19 protein-coding genes are annotated in these 23,874 nt (G+C 26.8%); 14 read left to right on the top strand and 5 right to left on the bottom strand.

Going from position 1 to position 23,874, the window contains the following annotated elements:
• Positions 1-21: 21 nt before the first annotated feature.
• Together HH195_RS05585 and HH195_RS05580 are read right to left on the bottom strand one after the other, a co-directional pair.
• Positions 22-780 carry a flavodoxin family protein gene (locus HH195_RS05585; RefSeq protein ID WP_196370095.1) on the bottom strand — a complete coding sequence of 253 codons (759 nt, stop codon included), beginning with the start codon at positions 778-780 and terminating at the stop codon, positions 22-24.
• Between the two features lie 103 nt (positions 781-883).
• The gene (locus HH195_RS05580) at positions 884-2,218 is read right to left on the bottom strand and encodes a hemolysin family protein (RefSeq protein WP_196370093.1); all 1,335 of its coding nucleotides are present in this window, start codon (positions 2,216-2,218) and stop codon (positions 884-886) included.
• A gap of 266 nt (positions 2,219-2,484) precedes the next feature.
• Between HH195_RS05580 and HH195_RS05575 the strand changes: the two genes are divergently transcribed.
• From HH195_RS05575 to HH195_RS05515, 13 genes are all read left to right on the top strand, one after another.
• Positions 2,485-2,835 (top strand): Na-translocating system protein MpsC family protein, encoded by a 351-nt coding sequence (locus HH195_RS05575; RefSeq protein ID WP_196370091.1) that lies wholly within the window; start codon positions 2,485-2,487, stop codon positions 2,833-2,835.
• A 188-nt stretch (positions 2,836-3,023) separates the two neighbouring features.
• Entirely contained in the window at positions 3,024-5,168 is a 2,145-nt protein-coding gene (fdhF, locus tag HH195_RS05570; RefSeq protein WP_196370089.1) for a formate dehydrogenase subunit alpha, read from the top strand.
• A 37-nt stretch (positions 5,169-5,205) separates the two neighbouring features.
• Complete coding sequence (gene fdhD, locus HH195_RS05565; RefSeq protein WP_196370087.1) at positions 5,206-6,003, top strand: formate dehydrogenase accessory sulfurtransferase FdhD; 798 nt, start codon at positions 5,206-5,208, stop codon at positions 6,001-6,003.
• A 14-nt stretch (positions 6,004-6,017) separates the two neighbouring features.
• Complete coding sequence (locus tag HH195_RS05560; protein ID WP_055256924.1) at positions 6,018-6,551, top strand: 4Fe-4S dicluster domain-containing protein; 534 nt, start codon at positions 6,018-6,020, stop codon at positions 6,549-6,551.
• A 36-nt stretch (positions 6,552-6,587) separates the two neighbouring features.
• Positions 6,588-7,988 (top strand): [FeFe] hydrogenase, group A, encoded by a 1,401-nt coding sequence (locus HH195_RS05555; protein ID WP_196370085.1) that lies wholly within the window; start codon positions 6,588-6,590, stop codon positions 7,986-7,988.
• Positions 7,989-7,990: 2 nt separating this feature from the next.
• Entirely contained in the window at positions 7,991-8,509 is a 519-nt protein-coding gene (locus HH195_RS05550) for a 4Fe-4S dicluster domain-containing protein (RefSeq protein WP_055256921.1), read from the top strand.
• Positions 8,510-8,645: 136 nt separating this feature from the next.
• Positions 8,646-9,602: a GTP 3',8-cyclase MoaA gene (gene moaA / locus HH195_RS05545; RefSeq protein WP_196370083.1), complete on the top strand. Its 957-nt coding sequence runs from the start codon at positions 8,646-8,648 to the stop codon at positions 9,600-9,602.
• Positions 9,603-9,616: 14 nt separating this feature from the next.
• On the top strand, positions 9,617-10,051 hold the full coding sequence (locus HH195_RS05540) for an MOSC domain-containing protein (protein ID WP_055256917.1): 435 nt from the start codon (positions 9,617-9,619) through the stop codon (positions 10,049-10,051).
• A 230-nt stretch (positions 10,052-10,281) separates the two neighbouring features.
• Positions 10,282-11,109, top strand: a complete 828-nt coding sequence (locus tag HH195_RS05535; RefSeq protein WP_196370081.1) for a Cof-type HAD-IIB family hydrolase — start codon at positions 10,282-10,284, stop codon at positions 11,107-11,109.
• A gap of 204 nt (positions 11,110-11,313) precedes the next feature.
• Positions 11,314-12,078 carry a hypothetical protein gene (locus HH195_RS05530; RefSeq protein WP_196370080.1) on the top strand — a complete coding sequence of 255 codons (765 nt, stop codon included), beginning with the start codon at positions 11,314-11,316 and terminating at the stop codon, positions 12,076-12,078.
• Between the two features lie 64 nt (positions 12,079-12,142).
• Positions 12,143-12,790: an OmpA family protein gene (locus HH195_RS05525; RefSeq protein ID WP_196370078.1), complete on the top strand. Its 648-nt coding sequence runs from the start codon at positions 12,143-12,145 to the stop codon at positions 12,788-12,790.
• A gap of 11 nt (positions 12,791-12,801) precedes the next feature.
• Positions 12,802-14,502 (top strand): hypothetical protein, encoded by a 1,701-nt coding sequence (locus HH195_RS05520; RefSeq protein WP_196370076.1) that lies wholly within the window; start codon positions 12,802-12,804, stop codon positions 14,500-14,502.
• 16 nt (positions 14,503-14,518) lie between these two features.
• Positions 14,519-18,232 carry a hypothetical protein gene (locus tag HH195_RS05515; RefSeq protein ID WP_196370074.1) on the top strand — a complete coding sequence of 1,238 codons (3,714 nt, stop codon included), beginning with the start codon at positions 14,519-14,521 and terminating at the stop codon, positions 18,230-18,232.
• A gap of 47 nt (positions 18,233-18,279) precedes the next feature.
• On the opposite strand, the gene HH195_RS05510 is transcribed toward HH195_RS05515, so the two are convergent.
• The 3 genes from HH195_RS05510 to HH195_RS05500 form a co-directional block, all read right to left on the bottom strand.
• Positions 18,280-19,638, bottom strand: a complete 1,359-nt coding sequence (locus tag HH195_RS05510; RefSeq protein WP_196370072.1) for a [Fe-Fe] hydrogenase large subunit C-terminal domain-containing protein — start codon at positions 19,636-19,638, stop codon at positions 18,280-18,282.
• Between the two features lie 176 nt (positions 19,639-19,814).
• Positions 19,815-21,230: an MDR family MFS transporter gene (locus tag HH195_RS05505; RefSeq protein ID WP_196370070.1), complete on the bottom strand. Its 1,416-nt coding sequence runs from the start codon at positions 21,228-21,230 to the stop codon at positions 19,815-19,817.
• Positions 21,230-22,138, bottom strand: coding sequence for a TetR/AcrR family transcriptional regulator (locus HH195_RS05500; protein WP_058992494.1), 909 nt, complete (start codon positions 22,136-22,138; stop codon positions 21,230-21,232). The genes HH195_RS05505 and HH195_RS05500 overlap by 1 nt, the downstream gene beginning before the upstream one ends.
• A 295-nt stretch (positions 22,139-22,433) precedes the next feature.
• Here HH195_RS05500 and HH195_RS05495 point away from each other — a divergent pair, with 295 nt between their 5' ends.
• Complete coding sequence (locus HH195_RS05495) at positions 22,434-23,819, top strand: SulP family inorganic anion transporter (protein WP_196370068.1); 1,386 nt, start codon at positions 22,434-22,436, stop codon at positions 23,817-23,819.
• Positions 23,820-23,874 lie beyond the last annotated feature (55 nt).

The following is a 23,874-nucleotide window of genomic DNA, read 5'->3' as shown; positions in this document are numbered from 1 at the left end:
AAAGTCAAATAAATGCTATATCTAGTTTGATATAGCATTTTTGTTTGATTTTGCTTTTATTAAATTCTTAGATATCATAGAATATAAAAACTGTCCATAAAATTTTTTAAACATATTAATTTTGCTATTTGGATAAAAATAAAGTTCATTCCAATTATTTTCTATCCAAAAGGCCTTGTCCAAAGAAAAAATATTCATGGCTAAAGCTTTTTGTACACTAAAGTAAGAAACATCTTTAAATGAAGGTGTATACTCAGTTTTATTACAAACGATGTTCATAAAAGTAGATAATTCATCAGAAGTTAGAGGTTTAGAATGTATCTTACTACCAATTCTAAGGGCATGGCCACAAGAAAATACTCCCCATTGTCTTAAAGATTCCTCAATAGATTTTAATGTGTTTTTGGCACCAGAACCTTGAGTGTTTATAATTAAAAAACTAGGTTTTCCAGCTATATCACTTCTATGAAACCATACACATGTTCTGTCAATAAAGGCTTTTAAAATTCCACTCATGTTATTTAAATATACTGGAGTGCCTATTATAAAGCCGTCACATTTCTTTAGTTTTTCCATTAAAATATTAACATCATCATTTAAAATACAATATCCTTTTAAAATACAACATTCACATCCAATACAAAAATTTATTTTATAATCATGCAAATTTATTATTTCTGTACTAAAATCATGTGTTTTTAAATTTTCTTGTGCTTGAAGCAAAAGATTATACGTATTTTTTTTGCGTTTGCTACAATTTATAAGTAAAATATTTTTCATTAAAATTGCTCCTTATTTCATTAAAATTAATTAACTATATTATACACTATTTATAATAATAATGTAATTTAAAATAGAGGATAGATAGAGCTATCTACAAACTCTATTTATCCTCTAAAGAATTATTTATAGTAATTTCTACTTTAACAATACGTTTCTTATTAACTTCTTTTATTTTAAATATTATATCCTTGTAATTAACAATACAGTCATCATCTTTTTTAGGAATATATCCTATAAGTTTTATTATAAATCCGCCTAAGGTATCATAATCATCAGACTCTGAGTCTAAATTTATATGAAGTTTTTCATTGAGTTCATTAATGGATATAAGACCGCTAGCTAAAAATGTATTTTTGTTTATATTCTTTAATAGGATTTCTTCATCATCAAATTCATCACCAATATCACCCATTACTTCTTCGATTAAATCTTCAATAGTTACAATTCCAGAAAAACCACCATATTCATCAATTAAAATAGCCATATGTTTTCTTGAAATTTGAAGTTCTTTAAATAATTCATCAATGTTTTTCATTTCAGGTACAAAGTAAGGTGCATGTAATATGTTTCTTAAGTTTACGTTATCAAAACCTACTTTGTATGCCTCACACAAAAAATCTTTCATATATAAAATCCCTATTATATTATCAATATTTCCTTGGAATATTGGAATTCTAGAATATTTTTCATTTAACAGACTATTTAAATAAGTATTAGCACAATCGTCAATATTAATCATATAGACATTGGTTCTAGGAGTCATGACTTCTTTTGCAAGCTTATCATCAAATTCAAATATGCTGTTTATCATATCTTTTTCTGTTTCATTTATAACTCCATGTTCCTGCCCAACATCAACTAAAGACTTAATCTCTTCTTTTGAAACCTTTTCTTCTAAATTGCTACTATTTACATTAAATAGTCTTATTAAAAAATTAGTTGAGATTGATAAAAGTTTTACAAAAGGTATTGTAATTTTTGATATAAGCATAATTGGTTTAACAGCATACATAGCTATTTTTTGAGAATTTTGAAGAGCCAATCTTTTAGGGAGCAGTTCTCCAAAAACCAAAGTAATATAAGATAAAATTACGGTAATTACAATTAAAGAAATTTCGTGAGCGTAAGGTATATTTAATGTTTCTAAAAAATTTCCAAATACATTTGATATGCCAGTTGCTGCTGATGCACTTGAAAAAAAACTAGCTAAGGTTATTCCAACTTGTACAGTAGATAAAAATTTAGTTGGTTCTTGCAAGAGCCTTTCTATAAGTATGGCATTTTTGTTTCCTTCCTCTGCTAAAACTTTTATTTTATTTTTATTTAAAGATACAATAGCCATTTCACTTGCGGAAAAAAAGGCGTTTATCAAAGTCAATATTAATATTAAAATAAATTGAAAAATAAGAGAATTAGCCTTAAAAGAACTATTCATAGGTATTCCTCCTAAAAGTGTAATTTAAGAATAATTATAGAATACCCAATATTTTTATTTATTAAACAGAGAAATATCTAATAAGATAAATAACATTTATGATAAAAATAACGAAAAACGTAGAAAAAGCTAGATATATTAAATTTTATTAATAAAAATAAAATAAATTAACTATATATTAAATACAATATATATTGACTGTATTTGTTGGTAGTATTACAATGAATACATAACAAAAGAAAAACTAATTTAATTAGGTGATATCCTTGGATAGATATGAGTTAGAATTGCAAGAGAAAATAAGAAAATTTGCAATAAAGGTTGTAAAATGCTATAAAGGCAAAGGACCTGATAATGTTAAAGTTAAAATTAATGGTGGCACTATAACTATAGAAGTTAGAGGAATATTATCTAAATTGTCTGATATCCTTGTAAAACAGGGAGCAAGAGATGTAGTTATGGATTATTGGAAGTATATTAAGCCGCATTTAGAAAAAGAATTTTTGCAAGAAGCCTGTGATATTATAGGTGGAGGATTTGACTACAGTTGGGAAGTTAAAAACTTGGAATTAGAAGATAATGAAAGAATTGTAATTATAGAAGTAAATAAACATTGATTGGATTAAAAAGAAAGATTATATCTTAGCTTTTAGATAAGTCAGTGCAAAACATTAAATCATTAAAAGTTTGTAAAAATAATTTTAATTTTTATAAGTTTATTTTTGATTTTATAGTATGTTTTTGTGCTGACTTTTTAATTTATATATGAAATACATAAAAAAATAATACTAAGGAGAGATGTGAAATGAGAACAAAAGTGTTAGAAACATGTCCATACTGTGCTAGTGGATGTCAATTATATCTAATAGTTGAAGATGGAAAAGTAATAAAAGCAGAACCAGCAGATGGTAGAACAAATGAAAAAACATTATGTCTTAAAGGACATTATGGATGGGATTACTTAAATGATCCTCAAATATTAACAAGGAGATTACAATCTCCAATGATAAGAAAAAATGGTGTATTAGAACCAGTATCTTGGGAAGAAGCTATAAAATATGTAGCTGATAATCTTTCAGCTATAAAGGAAAAGTATGGACCTGATTCAATTATGATGACAGGATGTGCAAGAGGCTCAGGGAATGAAGCCAATTATATAATGCAAAAATTTGCAAGAGCAACAATTGGAACTAATAATATAGACCACTGTGCAAGAGTGTGCCATGGTCCTACATTACCAGGTCTTGTTTATTGTTTAGGTGATGGTGCGATGTCAAACTCAATAGAAGAAATAGAAAATACTGATTTAATATTTGTTTTTGGATATAATGGTGCAGATAGTCATCCAATAGTTGCAAGAAGAATAGCTAAAGCTAAAGAAAAAGGAGCTAAAATAATAGTAGTTGATCCAAGACAAACTGAAACTTCAAAGTTTGCGGATCTTCAATTATATATAAAGGGTGCAACTAACATGGCTCTTGTTAATGCATTTGCACATGTTTTAATAGAAGAAAAATTATATAAAGAAGATTATGTTAAAAACTTTACAGAAGGATTTGAAGAATATAAGAAAATGGTAGAAAAGTATACTCCAGAGTATGCTGAAGCTATAACAGGAATTAAGGCGGATGAAATAAGACAAGCTATAAGAGAATATGCAAAAGCTAAGAATGCTACAATTCTTTATGGAATGGGTGTTTGTCAATTCTCACAAGCAGTTGATGTTGTACGTGGATTAGCTTCTTTAGGTCTTTTAACAGGAAATTATGGTAGAGCAAATGTTGGTATAGGACCTGTTCGTGGTCAAAATAATGTTCAAGGTGCTTGCGATATGGGAGCACTTCCAAGCTATCTTCCAGGTTATCAAAAATTTACTGATAAAAAGATAAGAGAAAAATTCGAAAAAGCTTGGGGAGTAAAAATTCCAACTGAAAAGGGTGAATCCTTAACTGAAGTACCAAAACTTGTTTTAAAGGATAAAAAGCTAAAGGCTTATTACATAATGGGTGAAGATCCAGTACAAAGTGATCCAAATGCTGCAGAAGTTAGAGAAGCTTTAGATGAATTAGAGTTTGTTATAGTTCAAGATATATTTATGAATAAAACAGCTCTTCATGCAGATGTTATATTACCTGCAACAGCTTGGGGAGAACATGATGGTGTGTACACATCAGCTGATAGAGGATTCCAAAGAATAAGAAAAGCTGTAGAGGCAAAAGGTGATGTAAAAACTGATTGGGAAATTATCTGTGAAATATCAACTGCTATGGGATATAAAATGGCTTACAAAAATACAGAAGAAATCTGGAATGAACTTATAGATCTTTGTCCTACATTCACTGGTGCAACTTATGAAAAGATGGAGAAATTAGGAGGAGTTCAATGGCCTTGTACAGATAAATCAGATGCTGACAAAGGAACTTCATATCTTTATAAGGATAATAAGTTCACAACTCCAAGTGGAAAAGGTGTATTATTTGCATGTGAGTGGAGAAAACCAGGTGAGGAAGTAGATGATGAATATCCTCTTAGCCTTTCAACTGTAAGAGAAGTTGGACATTATTCAGTTAGAACAATGACTGGTAATTGTAGAGCATTAAGAGCTTTAGAGGATGAACCAGGACGTATACAAATGAGTATAGAAGATACTAAAGAACTTGGAGTAAAAGATGGAGAATTAGTTAGAGTAACATCTAGAAGAGGTTCAGTTATAACTAGAGCATCAGTTTCAGAGAGAATAAGAAAGGGCTCAACATTTATGACATATCAATGGTGGGTTGGAGCTTGTAATGAATTAACAAATGATGCATTAGATCCAATTTCTAAAACACCAGAATTTAAGTATTGTGCTGTAAAAGTAGAAAAAATGGAAAATCAAGAAGAAGCCGAAAAAGAAGTAGAAAAAGAATATAACGAAATAAGAAGAAAAATGGGAATAAAAATAAGATAAGATTAATACTATATTTAACATTTTAGGAGGATTACAGATGGATAAAGTTTTAGAGTGTAAAGTTATAAAAATAGAGAATGAAAAAATTTTAAAAGATTTTAAGGAAGTTATAGTTAGGGAATATCCATTAACTATAATTTTAAATGGTAAGAAATTAGCAACACTTTTGTGTAGTCCTAAAAAGTTAAAAGAACTAGCTGTTGGGTTTTTAAGAACTGAAAGACTTATAGAGGATTTAAAGGATATAAAGACTATAAATCTTGACGAGGACTTAGGTGTTATTTATGTTGAAACCTTAAATAAAAACTTAAAGAGAGAGAGTTTTTATTCTAAAAAGATAGATTTAAATAGTATAGAGGATTTTGAAGATACATCTCTTGCAGCAAGTAATTTCTTAACTAGCGTAAATTGTGAAAGTGTAAGAAGTGACTTAAAGTTAAATATAAATAAAATATTTCAATTTATGAAAAAAAATCTTGATTATTCTAGTGTATTTAAAGAAACTGGAGGAGTGCATTGTGTAGCTCTTTGTGATAGAGAAAATATATTAGTTATAAATGAAGATGTTGCAAGACATAATGCTTTAGATAAGGTAATAGGTGAATCTTTAGAAAAGGAAATATATTTAAAGGATAAGATAGTAATTTTAAGTGGAAGAGTTTCTTTAGAAATGATTTTAAAATGTGCGAAACTTAATATTCCTATAATAATATCTAAGTCAGCTCCAACTAGTTTATCTGTAGCTTTAGCTAAAATGTTAAATATAACTTTAGTAGGATTTGTTCGTGGAAATAAAATGAACATATATTCAGGTGATGAAAGAATTGATTATTAATAAGGGGAAAAGATATGAAAAATAAAGTAAACTCATTTGTTATAGCAGATCATAATAAATGTGTAGGATGCAAATTATGTGAAGTTGCATGTTCGAATGTACACAGTAAAAATGAAGAAGCTAGAAAAACTATAAGTGCAAGAAAAGGTCCAATCATTCCAAGAATATTTGTGACTAAAATAGGAAAAGTAAAGATGCCAATTCAATGTAGACATTGTGAAGACATGCCTTGTGGAAAAGTATGTCCTGTAAATGCTATAAAGAAGGTTGATAATAAGGTGATTTTAGATGAAAGTATATGCATAGGATGTAAAACTTGTGCGGTTGCGTGTCCTTTTGGAGCTATTGAAATGACAACAATAGATAAGGATACCGAAAATGAAAGAACTATTGCGTTAAAATGTGATTTATGTGCAAATTCTGATAGTCCGGCTTGTGTTAAAGTTTGTCCTAAAAAAGCTTTGAGGCTTGTAAATCCTAAAGAAGAGGAAAATAGAAAAAGGGAAGAAGTTGTTAAAACTCTTAGAAACGTTGTACAAGGACTTTAAAATTTAATATAGATCTAGAAAGAAGGAAACTTAGTAATGGAAACAAGTGGAATAATTAATATTGATAAAGAATTGTGTGAAGGGTGTGGCAGATGTAAGGAAGTGTGTCCTGTTGATGCTATTTATGGAGAAGAGGGAGAAGCTTATACAATAGATCAAGATAAATGTGTTATGTGTGGACAATGCGTTCAAATTTGTAGTGCCTATGATACAGAATTTAATAAAGATATGAAAAAAGGCAGTAAAAGATTTAAAGAGCGTGGGATGATAGACGAGATTACAGAACCAATATTTGCAGCTTACAATAAGGGCACTATAAGGGAACTTAGAGAAGCTTTGAAAGATCCTAATTTATTTACAGTTGTTCAGTGTGCTCCTGCAATTAGAGTATCACTTGGAGAAGATTTTGGCTTAGATTATGGAACATTAGTTGTTGATAAGATACCAACAGCTCTTAGAAAACTTGGTTTTGATAGAGTTTATGATACTAACTTTGGTGCTGATGTAACTATTATGGAAGAGGGTACAGAGCTTATAGAAAGATTAAAAGAACATAAAAATCTTCCAATGTTTACGTCATGTTGTCCAGCTTGGGTTAAATTTATAGAACAGGATTATCCAGATCTTTTAAATCATTTATCAAGTTGTAAGTCACCTCAACAAATGGCAGGAGCTTTATTTAAAAGTTATGGGGCAAAAATAAGCGATATAGATCCTAAAAAAATATTTAGTGTTGCTATAATGCCTTGTACTTGTAAGCAATATGAAGCTGATAGAGAAGAAATGCAAAATAATGGTTATAAAGATGTTGACTTAGTTGTTACAACAAGACAACTTGCGGTACTTTTAAAAGCAGAAGGAATAGATTTAAAAGATTTAGAGCCACAAGGGTTTGATGTTCCACTTGGTGGATATTGTGGTGCAGGAGCAATATTTGGAGTTACAGGTGGAGTAATGGAAGCTGCCATAAGAACAGGATATGAGTTAGCTTCTAAAAAGCCTCTTGATAATTTTGAACTTAAATTTTTAAGAGGTGGAGAAGGAATAAGAGAAGCTAAGGTAGATTTAGGTGGACAAACTCTAAATGTTGCTATGGTAGCTGGTCTTAAAAATGTTAGAAGTGTTTTAGATAGTGTAAGGCAAGGAACATGTAATTATGATTTTGTAGAAGTTATGGCATGTCCAAATGGATGTATAAGTGGAGGAGGACAACCAAAGCTTGTACTACAATGGAAAAGAGAAGAAGCTTATAGCAAGAGAAGAGCTTCTATATATGCTCATGATAAATCAATGGAATTTAGAAAATCTCATGAAAATCCTAATGTTAAAAAGGTATATGAGGAATTTTTAGGAAATCCTTTAGGAGAAAAATCTCACCACTTGTTACATACTAAGTATAAAGATAGAAGCAAAAATTTTAATAAAGGAGAAAAATAATAATGAATAGTTTTGTAATAGCAAATCCTAATAAATGTTTAGGTTGTAGAACTTGTGAAATTGCATGTGTTGATGCTCATACTGAAAAGAATATATTTATAGGTGATAAAGATATAGAAAATTTTAATCCTCGTTTAACAGTTATAAAAATAGCAGGAATAAGTGCTCCAGTTCAATGTAGGCAATGTGAAGATGCAGCTTGTTTAAAGGCATGTCCAAATGGTTCTATAACTATGGAAGATGGATTAGTAAAAATAAATAGAACAACTTGTATTGGTTGTAAAACATGTGTAGTTGCGTGTCCATTTGGAGCAATGACTATGGCTGAAGAGGTTGTTAATAAAAAAGTAAAAATAGTGGCGAATAAATGTGATTTGTGTTTTGGAAGAGATGCAGGTCCAGCGTGTGTTGAAATTTGTCCAACAAAGACATTAACTTTTGTTAAAAGTGAAAGATTTCAAGAATCAGTAACTTCTAAAAGAGAAGAAAGTCTTAAACAATTGATGGATTTAAATTATTAATTATAAGCCACTTAATCTTTTGAGATTAAGTGGTGTTTTAAAATAATTTTAGATTGTTTAACTAAAAAATCATATGTATAAGATTTAAAATTATGTTACAATTAAAAATAAAGATTAGAAGTGGAGGTGTAAAGATATGTTAGATTCTTATGGAAGAAGCATAAATTATCTTAGAATATCCATAACAGATCTTTGCAATTTGCGATGTAGATATTGTATGACAGATAAAGGTGTTATAAAAAAAGAATTTGAAGAGATTTTAACTTTAGAAGAAATAGAAAAGATAACAAAAGAATTTGTAAAGCTTGGAATTAATAAAATAAGGATAACTGGAGGAGAACCTTTAGTAAGAAAGGGAATATTAAAACTTATAAGGGAAATAGGTTCTTTAAAAGAAGTTAAAGATTTTGCAATGACAACTAATGGAACAATGCTAAAGAAATATGCAAAAGAACTTAAAAATGCAGGATTAAATAGAGTTAATATAAGTTTAGATACATTAAATCCTAAGAAATACAGCCATATAACTCGAGGTGGAGATATAAAGGATGTTTTAGAAGGTATAGAAGAAGCAAAAAAGGTAGGACTTACACCTATAAAGCTTAATGTGGTTTTAATAAAAGGATTTAATGAAGATGAAATAGAAGATTTTGTGAATTTAACAAGAGATGAGAATATAGATGTAAGATTTATAGAACTTATGCCAATTGGGCAAGTTTGTCAATGGTCATTAAATAGATATTTGTCTAATAATACTGTTTTAGAAAAATGCAGTTATTTAGAAAGAATAGAATCTACAGATAAATCATCTCCTGCTGTTTATTATAAATTAAAGAATGGTAAAGGAAGAGTAGGGCTTATAAATCCAATATCATGCAAATTCTGCTCAAATTGCAATAGGATGAGACTTACAGCTGATGGGAAAATTAAGGCATGTTTGCATTCTGATGAAGAGATAGATATTATGAAATATTTAAGACAAGATATAGATATATCAGGAATTTTGAAAAATATTATAAAGGACAAGCCAAAAGAACATAATTTAGAAGATGGAAGTTACATAAAACGAAATATGATGGCCATAGGCGGTTAAAAAGGAGAATAATAATGGAAGGTAAAGTTATATCAGTTAACATAAGCGAAACAAAAGGGGTTGTAAAAAATCCAATAGAATCAGGTGAATTTAAAGAAAATCATGGTCTTGTAGGTGATGCTCATAGTGGAAATTGGCATAGACAAGTTAGTCTTTTAGCTTTAGAGAGCATAGAAAAGATGAATAAAGCAGGTGCTAAAGATTTAACTCCAGGAAAATTTGCAGAAAATTTAACAACAGAGGGGATTGTTTTATATGAATTACCTGTAGGCACTAAAGTGCAAATAGGAGAAACACTTCATGAAGTGACACAAATAGGAAAGGAATGTCATAAGGGGTGTGCTATAAAACAATTAGTTGGAGATTGTGTTATGCCAAGAGAAGGTATTTTTACTAAAGTTTTAAAAGGTGGAATTATAAAAGTTGGAGATAAAATTACGGTTCTTTAAAATGTATAGTTTTTTTAGCAGAAGCTTACAATAATCTTAGGAGATTATTGTAAGCTTTATTTGTTTTTATAATAAAATTATAAATTTTTTAATTTAAACTATATATGGAAAAATAAATTTAATAAATATATAATTATTATAATTAAAGAAGGTATATGTAAAATAGAATTATTTGTTTTTACTATATAATTTATAGAGTTAATTTGATTTTAAGAGAGGAAGATAAGTATATGTATAAACTTGTATGTATAGATATGGATGGGACATTATTAAATAAACGACATGAGGTTAGTTTAGAAAATAAGAAAGCTTTAAAAGAAGCTTTAGATAAAGGAGTAAGAATTGCAATATCAACAGGGCGTGTTTATCCAACTATTGAGATATATTCTAAGCTTTTAGGAATAAATGTTGATGTAATTTGTTCTAATGGTGCCTACATAAAAGAGAGAGATAGTGGAGATGTAGTTTTTCAGTCTACATTGAGTGAAAAATTATTTAATAAAATTTATGAATTAATAAAGAAGTATAATTTTTTAGCGTATTTTGATACTCTTGAAGGAATAATATCAGAAACTAAAATTCCTAGTAATGATAGCTATAGGCTTATGAATAGTTGGGTTAATGAAGAGAAAATAAAACTTTATGAAGTTTCTGATTTTAGAGAAGCTTTTAAAGATAAAAAGCATAGTATATTAAAAGTTATTTTAATACAAACACTAACAAGCAAGAGTTTTGAAGAGGCTAAAGATGATTTAATTGAAATTTCATGTACAGGAGATATAGTTCATTCTTGGAATGGAGCATTAGAGATTATGGAAAAAGGAACTACTAAAGGGAATGCTGTAAGAATGCTAGCTAAAAAACTTAACATAAAAAAAGAAGAGATAATGTGTATTGGAGATAGTGGAAATGATTTATCGATGTTAAATGAGGCAGGACTTGCAGTTGTTATGGGAAATGCTGAAGATGATATAAAAAAATATGCTGATTTTATAACTGATAGTAATGAAAATAGTGGTGTTGCAATGGCTATAAATAAGTTTATCTTAAATAAATAAGAGTTTTAAAATTGCATACACATTACTTTTTAAATATAGTGTAATGTTGTATAATAAATTTTGAGGTATTCCTTATACATAAAAATGAATGAAGTTAATTTGATTTATATATGATGAAAAATGTCTATAGAAAAATAAAACATATAATCAAAAATGTAGTAATATTATCACAAAATAAATTATTTTTATGTATAAGGAGGAAATATGGAAAATTTAATAGGGAACATAATAGGTTCGTTTATAAAACAAGGAGTAATAGGTTGGATTATTATTTTTATTATATTAATATTAGCTATTTTATCGTATAAATTTAGTAACATTTCTAAGAATAGTTATGAAAATTTATTAGATGGTTTTAATAATGCCTTGGAAATAGAAACCAGTATAGGTGAACACAAAAACCTGATGTTAAAAGTATTTAAACAAGATATATTAAAAAACATAGATGAGGAATTTAAAAAAAGTGCACAATTAGGAACAGACAATATAAATACAGAAGCTATTATTCAAAAAAATTTAGATAGAGAGATTTTAGGTAAAGAAGCTTTAGCAATGGTAATTCCAACATCTTGTATAGCTTTAGGACTTATAGGAACATTTCTAGGGCTTACAACTGCTATAACGAGTACCACAAGAGCTCTTTCTCTGGGAACTCAAAGTATAGCTGATTTTGCTAAAAGTATGGAAGAACTTTTATCTAGTATGTCTAGTGCTTTTTGGACAAGTATTTTTGGCGTGTTATCTTCTCTGGTATTAAACTTAGCTAATGTAAAAATGAAGGGCTCTAAAGAAAAATTATATGATGTTTTTGAAAGTTATTTAGATAATAAGGTTTTTGCACTTTATGCTAAAAATTCTAATAGCGAGTTTTGTGAATTTAATAAAATTATAAGAGAATCTATGATTTCATTAACAGATGAGATGAAAAATCTTTTTAAATATGGTGTAGATGAATTAGTTAAAAGGTAATAAAAATGATTTACACCTTCAAATACAAAATCTAAATTCAAGTTATATTACGTTTAAGGAAGGAATGAATGATTTTACATCTAGTTTAGATATCATACAAAGAGAAATTTCAAATGGAATTTCTAAAAGTTTTAAAATAGGAATGGATAATGTAGCTGACAAAAGAGAGTTACTTTATGATAAGATAGAGATGAAACTTAATAAAAATAATTTTGATGAAAGTATAATAAATTTTAATAGAGAAAAAGGGAAAATAGAAATAAATACAGAGACTTTTTTTGATAGTGGTGTGTCAATGTTGAAAGAAGATGGAATAGAAATGGCTAGTATTTTAAGTAAAATATTTTATGAGCTTTTATTAGAAGAAGATATAGCAAATGAAATACAATATATAGAAATAGTTGGTCATACTGATTTTGAAGGTAGCACAATAACAGGTAGAACATTATCCACTAATAGGGCTGTGGCTTTTTTAAATGAAATGGTAAAGGAAGATAGTATTTTAGAGAATAAATTTGGAGAAAAATTTAAGGCATCTGGTATGTCTGAATTTGAAAATTATAGTACAAAGGAAGAAAGAGATAGGGGATTAGATGAATATGATGTAGAGGCAACTAAAAATGATAGAAGAATTGAGGTTAGGATGGTATTTAACAATACCGATTTGGAAGAGGCTTTAATAGAAAGAGCTAATAATAAAAGTGATGAATAGGTGTGACATTTATGCAAGAAATAATCCATGAGTTATTTACCGAAGAAGAGTTAAAGATATTTGATGAAGAGAGGATAAATTTAAGTCTTAAGAAAATTATAGGAGATCTTGAGAATAGAAAAATAAATTTCTATTCTCTTGGAAATGATCAGCTTTATAGAGAGATATTGCCTAGATATTTTAAGTGGCAAGGATATGGATATTTAAGTAGTAGTAGTCTACATATATTAAAAGATTATATGTTAAAGGATAGAGATTTAGCGGATATAAATTTAGCGATTCTTCTTTTGGATACAGGAATAATTGATGAAATTCCAGTATCTGAAAAAAATCCTTTAGATACAGATAATGTTATAAAGTATAAAAGAAGTAAGGGACTTAAAGAAAAAATAACTATAAGTTATGATGTATTAGATAGATTTCCCTTTTATATAAAAGAAGTCCAATGTGGTCATAAAAATGTAATAAGTATTCAAGTTGATAACGAGGGAAGCAAGAAAAAAGTAACGTTAGATATAGATATACCTGCTAATGATCATGTGACTTATAATTTTACTGAAAGTTTAATAATATATACAGATTTTGAAATTAAAACGATAGATTTTTCTATTGTTTGTGACACTACATTGCCTAGTAATGTTACAAAATCGATAGATGATTTTGATAGTTTTTTAAAGCTTGTAAAAATAAATAGAAAATCTGCAAGAAGTATTTTTAGTAATGAAGATGGATTTAATGCATTTTTAGAGCAAAGTGGTGATATAGAACAAATTTTAAATTATAGAGATTGTAAGCAAATAAGCAAGGAAATAGAAATGTATCCTTTTTCACTTTTTTGTGATATAAATGAGATAAACAAGGATTTACTATTTAAAGAAACTTTTAATTCTAAGAAAATATTAGCTTTGCAACCTGATAATATTGAAGAGAAAAATATAGCTAAAGAGGAAGCTAATAAAGAGAAAGTTGTACAAGAGATAATTATATCAAATAAAACTAAGGTAAAAGAAAAAAATGAGGATTTAATCGTACAACAATCTAGTAATTCTAACGTGGAAAAAAATACAGATTCTAGTGCTAATAAAGAACAAAATATAAAAAAAGATATTATTAAAAATGATCTTATTAAAGAAAAAAATATAGAAGAGATTAAAGAGGAATTATCTGTTAATAAAAAAAATAAAAAAGATGATTCTTTGATAAAAGATAAATGTGTGTCTAAAGAGGATAAAGAAGAATCTTTAAATGAAGAATCAAATCAAATGTATATTCAAAAAGAAGATAGTAGAACTATTTCTTTAGAATATACAGGAAAAGTAGGAAGTGTTAAAGAAAATAAAATAAAATATAATAAAGAATTATTAGATAAATCTAAGAATAAAAAAGAAGAAAAAAGCAATATTGTGGATTATAATCAAATAAAAAATAAAAAAGAAGAAAAAAAATTAGTTGATTTTAATGATAAGTCTGAGTCTTTGGAAGATAGAAAAGAAAATGACTTAAATAAAGAAAATATTAAAAATCAAGTTAAAATAAAAAAAGCGGATGATAAACATTTAGAAAATGAAAGTTTAGAAGAGTTTAAGGTAAAGGAGCTTCAAAGGGATAGTAAATATAGGATAACAAGGAAAGAGGAGAAAGATGAAAATAAAAAAGATATGAATATTATATGGAAAATAAAACAAATGTTAAAAGGCTTTAAAAGAAGCTAGGAGGTGACTAGACGTTTTGGAAATTATTAAACTTCTTCAGAAGATACATGAGAATTTAGAATACAAGGATATTTTTTCAGACGATTATATAAATCTTAAGGAACGAAGTATTAAAAAATTAAAAATAGGAGAGCCTTTAGTAAGCTTTGATCAAAGGGGACGATATGAAGAAGATAATAGATGGTTTGCAATGGTAAATACGCTTATAGAAAATAACACATGTCTTCCTTTAGAGGCGTATCTTTTAATAGCTATAGAACTTAGATATGAATATTTAAGTGATATAAAAAGAAAATTTACTGTTAAAAAAAGAATTTATACTTATATTGAAAATCTTATTTTTGATGATATTCATTATAATATGGATGGTGGTACTTTAAGTAGTATAATAGATTCTTTAGAAAAAGAATATATTCATGAAAATAAATTAAAGCTTATAAAACTTAAGTTTGACAATTTAGATAAGATTTATATAGGCAAAGGAAAAACTTTATTTAAAAATGGAATAATAGGTTTTATTTTTGAAAAAACATCTAAAATAGAAATTAGTAATTATTACTTTAATTTAGACAACTATTATTTTATTCCAAGAGATAATGGATTAATATTAGACATTAAAAATTTAAAGGTTTTAAGTCAATTTTATAAGGATAAGCTTTTAGATTTTAAGGGTACAGCTTATGATTATTTAAATAACTATATAATAAAAGATGGAGAATTTAGCATCTATAATAAATATCTAAGAATATTATCTTATATAATTGTAGATGAAATAGCTAAGGGAAAACTTACGGCTGTAAATGAGAAAATAATTAAGATATTATCTAAGTCTGATAAATTATATAATGCTGAGGAAATGAAAGAAGTATATTCTTTTATAAAAAATACAAATTTAGATAGGTTGCTTAAGGAATTTAAGGAAAAACCAAATAAAACAATGTTTAATAAAGCACTAGGCAAAATACAAACTAGTGATGATTTGTATAGTTTTGTAAAATCAGCCCCTAAATTTATGGATGAACCCATAGATATTGAAACTTATATAGATATTGTGAAAATGTGTGCGAGTAGGCAAGAGTTTAATTTGAAAATTGCAATGCTTTGTGAGGAGATAATAAAAAAGAATCCAATAATTTTAGATGATATTTTAATATATTTAAAAAAGATGTATGAAAATAATATATTTACGAGAAATTCAAAACAAATTTTAGAATATATAAAACTTACTACAAAAGATGATGTTAGAGTTAATTATATGCTATTATCCTTAAAATCTGATGAAGGAAATTTTGATTTAGAATTTATGGATGATTTTTTAAAACTTTATAGTTTATCAGAGGATAAAGGTGATTTTGATAATATAATAAATAAAATAGTTAATAAATGTAAATATATATCTAAAAAGGAGCTTGTAGATATAATATATGATTTTTATTTAAGAAATAATGATATAAATTCTTTGAAAATATTAGTGAGAAATATTAATAATAAAGGCTTAGAGAGAATAAAAGAAATCTTTAAAAAAGAGGATGTATTAAAACTTTTTGAATTTTACAATAGAAAGATAACGATAGATGAATATATAGAAGGATTAGATCTTTTTCAAAATTATAAAGATGATTTAGAAATAATTCCTTTTGGAGTTAGTATTTTAGAGAAGCTATATAATAAAGCGAATACTAATGTTTTAAAGCAAATAAACAGAAAATATTTTAATATTATTAAAGAACTATCAAATAAAAGTATTATAATACTTTCAAATTATATAGATATAATTTTGCAAAATCTTCTTGATGGAAAGAATTTGAATGATGATGAATTAGAACTTTTAGATAAGGCAACATTAAAAAATGGTATATTGAGTGACTTTAATCAAAGGCTTAAGATATTAAAATCTCTTATGACGTATTATAGTGAATCAGATTATACTAAATTTAAGGTTTTAACTTCTAGATATATTAAGGATTTTAGTTTCGAAGATGAGAATAAAGTTTTTGTGGAATTTATTAAATTAAGTAAAGGCATACTAAAATCAATAGAACAAATAATGTTTCACGAGGATTATAATGATGAAAACACACAAGTTCTTTTTGATATATTAACTGAAAAAATATTAAAAGAAAATTATACAGATCTTTTACTGGATTTGATAAATTATTATACAAATCTAAATGTCTATAAGGAAAAATTAAGTCTTTTGATAGAGTATGTAAATAGAGAAGAAACAATAACTGAAAATGTATATAATAAAACTATATTTAAAATATTTGATAAATTAGATGATGTATATAAAGAGGAACTTTATAAAGAGTTAGTAAAAAGATACGATTTACCTCTTATGTTTAGAGAGGAGAATTTTGATTTATTACCTAGTGAACAGAATGAAAATTACTTAATAGAAGGATTTTTGGATAAAAGAATTCAAACAACATTTACAAAAGAATTAAGTGCAGAGAAATACTATGAAGATGATGAAACATTCTTATATGTAATAAACTTAGGAAGTAGTAATAAGCATACTATAAATTTAGTTTATAATAAAGTTAAAGAGAACTTTTTAGAGAACAAAGAATATTGTTTAAAACTTATAGATTCAGAAAAAGCTAATGATATAAGATTATTATATATAAAAGAATGTTTAGAACTTTATTTTGATACTAAATACTCAACAGATGATAGACAAATATTAGGCGAATATCGAGTAAAATCTTTTAGAGAAGGTACTGTATGCAGATTAGGTAAACTTATAAATATATTTAATGTAAAAGATATGGTAGATGCTGTTATATTTAAAAATTATGATGTTGGCAATGTTTTTCTAAGATATTTTTATGATATGGAAATAGATTTTAGAGAAATAGATAGAAATTGTTATGTGTTAAATCAACAAAGTAATGTTACAAATTTTTTAGAGGGAGATCTTAGGAATTTACTTTTAGAATTTAGAAAATTTACTACATTTTTAGATAGTTTATTGAATATGAATGTAGGTTTAGAAGGATATGATGAAAAATATCTTATATTAAATGAAGGTGTAATTCTTCCTAAAAACTTTGAAAGTATAAAATATGTAGATAATACAGAAAATCAGAAAATTGATATAACTAATAAAATAAAGATACTTATAAAATCATTTATAGACAAAAGAAGTGTATCTAAAGATGAAGAAGATTCTATACAAAGGGTAAAGAACTTAACCAATAAAGAAATATTTGAAAATGAATCAATTGATAACTTAGAGAAGTTAAGTCAAAGTTTAAATAACGTAGTTGAGGATTTGTCAAAAGAATTAAAAGAGATAAGTTTAAGAAGAATGCTTTTAAATTTTCATGATTTGCCTAAAGAAAAGCAAGCAGAGGTTATAGAAGAGGTTATAGAGAGCAAAAACACAATGGTTCTTGCTAAAGCTAGACTTTTAGCGTGGACAGAAGGAGTCTATAATAAGCAAGGGTATTTAAACTATATGTTAGAATGTTTTAATCACTCAAGAAGTGCTTTAGTTCGTGGAGATTTTAGAAAAATGTATGAAGAAGTTTTAAACCTCTTAAAAGAGAGAAATATGTTGCATCTTTATGTTGATAACTATGCTATAGAAGAGATGTTTATAAATGCTGTTTGGCTTACAGGTATGAGTAAGTATGAGATAGTAAATGATTTGGAAAAATTAAATTTCTTTAATAAAGAAGATTTGGATAGAGTTAAGAATTCCATAGAAAGATATAATAGCTAATAAAAATAAATCGTATTAAATAATTTAATACGATTTATTTTTATTGATTATTTAAATTCTCTATGAAGAATTTCTCCTTTTTGTGGATTATTGAAATCATCAATAGAATTAATACCTAGTGATTCAAGGATTTTTTCTGTTGTATCGCTATGAAGAGGCATCTTTATAGCAGAATCAAAAGCACAATTATCTACAAAGACTTTGCCTTGGTTTGCTGGAATTAAAGCTTTAGGACCTCCAACACATCCTCCAACACAACCCATGCCTTCTAAAAAGTTTGCATCCAATTTACCTTCTAAAGCATCTTGCAGAATTTTTTTACAATCTTTAATTCCATGAACTTGGGCAGTTTTTAAAAATTTAAATTTTTCTGGATATACTTCTTCAATAATATCTGAAATAGCCTTGGAAACACCACCAGTTCGTGCATAGAGTCTACCACCTCTAGATACATAATCTTTAGATGGAATTCCATTTAAAGTTTCTGGATGAATGTCTAAAGATTTAAATATTGTATTTAATTCTTCAAAAGTTAGTACGAAATCGACATCACCTATCAAGTCTTTTTCTTTAGCTTCAGCTTTTTTAGCAATGCATGGACCAATAAAAACGATTTTTGCATCCTTATTGATATTTTTTATTATTCTAGCAGCTGCTATCATAGGAGAAACAGATGGAGATAAATGTTTAACTAAGTCATGATAAACTTTCTTTAGCATTCCAACCCATATAGGACAACAACATGATGTTATCATTAAGTCGTGTTCAGGATCATTTACATGCTTATTAAATTCAAAAGCTTCTTTTATAGTTAAAATATCAGCGGCAAAAGCAACTTCAACCATGTCTGTAAAACCAATTTTTATAAAGGCCTCTCTTAACATATCTAATGTTACAGTAGGACCAAATTGCCCGATAATTGCAGGAGCTACGCATGCAATAACAGTTTTGTTGTTTTTTAAAAGATCAATGATTGGAAGTATTTCAACTTTATCAAGATATTTACCATCTTTACAAGCATCAATACATTTTCCGCAACTTTCACAAAGTGAGTCATTAATTTTTGTTATTTTTTCATTATTGTCATAAAAAATTGCATCAAAAGGGCAACAAATTTGACATTGAAATTTACCATTTTCGTCAGTTAAACAATCATCAGAGCATTTACTTTTTAGTTTTTCTACAATTTTTTTATTGGCTGTATATCTTGTTATAGCTTTTTTTAAGTTGTACTTATAATTATTATCAAATGGCACCGTAACACCACAAAGAGATGTTATTATCTCAAAAGTTTCTTGTGGAGATTTTTCATGACAAGTTATAAGATTATCTAAAGTTTTATCAAAAGTATCATTATAATAAGCCTTTATTAGGGTATTTAATAAATCGCTATATTTACTATTCATAATTTAATCCTCTCATATTTTTAATCTTATTTTTAATATGCAACAAAACAATAATTATTATACTGTTTTTTTAATTATAGGAAATCGATAATGTGAATATTTTTAAATAAAAGAAATTAATAGAAATAATTATAAAAAACAAATTACTCTAGATAATTTATCTAGAGTAATTTATTTTATTCATGTTCTATAGTATAGTTTTTCTTAACAACAAAGAAAGCTATAATTAAAGCTATTAAAGTAAAGATACCTGCAATAAAGAATGATGTATTCATACCATGAATTGTTGCATTTATAGGGTTTTTAATACCACTATGACTTGCAGAGAATGTCATAACAGCAACTAAAACAGCTGTTCCTATTGATGATATTATTTGTCTTAAAGTATTACTCACTGCAGCACCATGAGAGTACATACTTTTCTTTAATACATTTAAACTCATAGTTGTAAGCGGCATCATAAACATACCTATACCAAATAATCTTAAAGTGTACATTATAGTTACAAAGTATAATGGTGTAGTTGAAGTTAAAGTTGCAAGAGCAAATGTTCCAGCTGTTGTACAGATTAAACCAATTAGTGTTAATCCTCTACCACCATATTTATCAAATAACTTACCTGTGATAGGACTCATTATAGCAATTATTATAGCACCAGGCATAAGAGTAAGACCTGAATCAAAAGCAGAATATCCTCTAGCTTCTTGAATATATAAAGGTAAAATAGTTTCACTGGCTATAAATCCTATAAACACAATAAGAACTATTATAGTTGTTAAAGTAAATGTCTTATTTTTTAATACTGATAAATTTAAAAATGGCACTTCTGCTTTTAATTGTTTTATAGTAAAGTATATAAGTGCTATAGCTCCTATTAATAAAGGCACATAAACTTGCATATTAGTAATGCTATAAGTTCCGATATTACCAAATCCATATAAAAGACCACCAAATCCAATAGCAGATGTTATAGCTGATATTATATCAAGTTTAGCCTTTTGAGGACCTTTAACATTTTCAAGGATAAAAATTGCAAGTATTAAGTCTAAAATAGCTATTGGTAAAGATAAAAAGAAAATATCTCTCCATGCATAGTGAGCCACTATCCAACCTGCTAATGTTGGACCTATAGCTGGGGCAAATGAAATTACTATTCCTAAAATACCCATAGCAGAACCTCTCTCTTCAGGTTCAAATACATATAAAAGAACAACTTGTGTAAGTGGCATCATAATTCCTGCACCGATTGCTTGAATTACCCTAGCTAATAAAAGCATATTGAAGTTTATAGAAAAGGCTCCTACTATAGTTCCTATAGTAAAGCAACCCATTGCTATAAAGAAAAGCTGTCTAGTTGAAAACCTATCTATTAAAAATGCTGTCATAGGTATCATTATTCCAGATACTAGCATAAAGGATGTTGTTAGCCATTGTCCTTTATCTGCACTTATATGTAAGTCACGCATTATTGTTGCTAGTGCTGTAGTTAATGCTGTTTCGTTTAAAAAGGCTATTATTGACCCTAGTAAAAGAATTGATATTACAACCCATCTGTTTCTTTTAAGTTGTATACTCATTGAATTTCCTTCCATTAAAAATTCCTCCTATTTAATTTTGTCCAAATTATTTGTAAAATATTTATTTCAGAGCTTAAAAGCTCAACATTTCCTAAATAAAGAAAAAGAGCATTAATTAAAAAATCTCTAGAATTTTCTTTTTTATTAAATTCTTCATCTAAAAGTTCTAAGCTATTTAAAATATCTTCTTTATTATCTAAATCGTGAAGATGGATTATATTTTTTGATTTTAAAATAAAATTATTCCATTTATCAAATAATATATTTTCATCTCTTTTAAATTTATTGTTGGTTGATAAAAATTTCAAGCAATTTTCTTTGATAATAGGTTTTTCATTAATATGAAATTCATATATAGAAATTATAACATTTACTATAAATATACTAAGTTCATTAAAGTCATCAATTATTAATTTATCAAACATTGATGCTGTAAAAAACTCTCTAAGAATTCCATTTAAGACACACGTTAAATCTAAAATAATTGGGTTAACGCTATCACCAAAATATTCATATATAGAATTTTTAAGCCAACCATAAAATAATTTTTTACCATTATCAAAAGCATCTTCAACTATAGTATTTTTAAAAGATTTATCACTTTCTATTAAGCTCATTGCAAAATCTTTTTTATTGATAAAAGAAGTAAATAAAAGAAATACTTTTTTTTCAAATTTTTCTTTAGCATTTAAAGAATTATTCGAATTTATTTCATTTAATATATTTATTGTTTCTTCATGCAAATACTTAATAATATAAGCTAAAAGTTCTTCTTTTGATTTAAAAAACTTATAAATAGTTGCCTTAGATATATTACAATAGCTTGCTATATCTTGCATAGATGTTTCATTATATCCATTTAATGAAAATAGATGAAGTGAAGCATCTAAAATATGTTTTTTCTTTTCACTAAATGCTACCATATGTAAATCTCCTTAGTAATTAACAAAACTTATAAGTTTTAAAGAAAACTCATTAGTTTTATTAATTTAATTATATTGCTTATAAATTTAGAAGTCAATGTAAAGAAAAGTAAAAATTATTTTTAAAGAGTATTAATTTTTAATTATATTTTAGAAAAATTGGGATTAAATTAATTTCAATAGATATTAAAATATGATATTCTAAATTTAAAATATATAAAAATTATTAATAGTAAAATATAAGTAATGAAAATAACTTATTAATATGAACTCTAAATTGAAAGGATGTGATTATTTGTTAGAAACTATAAAGAGAGATTGGTTTTCTAATATAAGAGTTGATTTACTGTCAAGTTTTGTAGTAGGGCTTTCAATGATACCAGAAACAGCAGGGTTTGCAATTATGGTAGGTTTAAGTCCGATGGTAGCTTTTTATACAACATTTTGTATGTCAATAGTATTAGCTTTTTTTGGTGCTAGAAAAGCTATGATATCAGCCGCAGCAGGTTCTATGGCATTAGTTTTGGTTGTAATTGCTAAGAAATATGGAGTCGAATATATAGGTTTAGTGACTATAGCTACAGGAATAATACAAATATTATTTGGTATTTTTAAAATAGGAAATCTTTTAAGATTTGTACCCAAATCAGTAATGCATGGTTTTGTAAATTCTTTAGGAATAATGCTTTTTGTAGATCAGCTTCATTTTTTTAAAGGTCAATCATATATAATGTACATATTGGTTTTAATAGGACTTGCAGTTATATATCTTTTCCCTTTAATAACCAAAAAAATACCTCAAAATTTAATGGCTATAATTGTTGTTACGTTTATAGTTATTATATTTCATATAAATGTTCCCAATTTAGGGACATTAGGTAATATAAGTGCTACTTTACCCTCTTTTATCATTCCTGAAATTTCTATAAATTTTAAGACCTTATCAATAGTGATACCTTACGCTTTTTCTTTAGCTATTGTAGGGAGTGTGGAAAGTTTACTTACAGCTCAATCTCTTGATGAAATAATTGGAGATAAAAGCAATAAAAATAAGGAAGCTATGGCACAGGGAATTGGAAATGTGGTTACAGGATTTTTTAGTGGAATGGCAGGATGTGCACTTATAGGACAATCGACTATAAATAGTAAATCTGGTGCAAAAACAAGGCTTTCAACTCTTTTTGCTGGAGTAAGTCTTATGATTTTGGTATCAGTATTTAGTAGTTATGTATCTAAAATACCGATAGCTGCATTGGTTTCAGTTATGATAATGATATCTATAACAACATTTAGTATAGAATCAGTAAAAAAAATACATAAAACACCTATTATAGATACCATTGTTATGATAATTACAGTGATAACAGTTCTTATAACTCAAAATTTAGCTATTGGAGTAATTTTAGGTGTAATAATAAATGCACTAGTTTTTGTGTATAGGGTAGATAAGATAGATATAGAAAAAATAGAAAATGAAAAGGAAGTTTTATATAAAATATCTGGATATCTTTTTTTTGCTACATCTAAAAAGTTTTTAGATTCTTTTGATGAGGATGATTTACAAAAATCAATAGTTTTAGATATTAGCAGATTAAAGCTTATGGATAATGTAGCTAAAGAAACTATGTATGAAATAAAAAATAAATTTAAAAATATAATAATTAAAGAAGAACAAAATTAAAGTAGCAATATATTATAGGTAGATATATGTTAAACAATAATGTTATTTTCATAAA

Source organism: Candidatus Sarcina troglodytae, from assembly GCF_015708635.1.
GTDB classification, from domain to species: Bacteria; Bacillota; Clostridia; order Clostridiales; family Clostridiaceae; genus Sarcina; species Sarcina ventriculi.
This window is presented reverse-complemented; position numbering and strand designations above follow the sequence as displayed.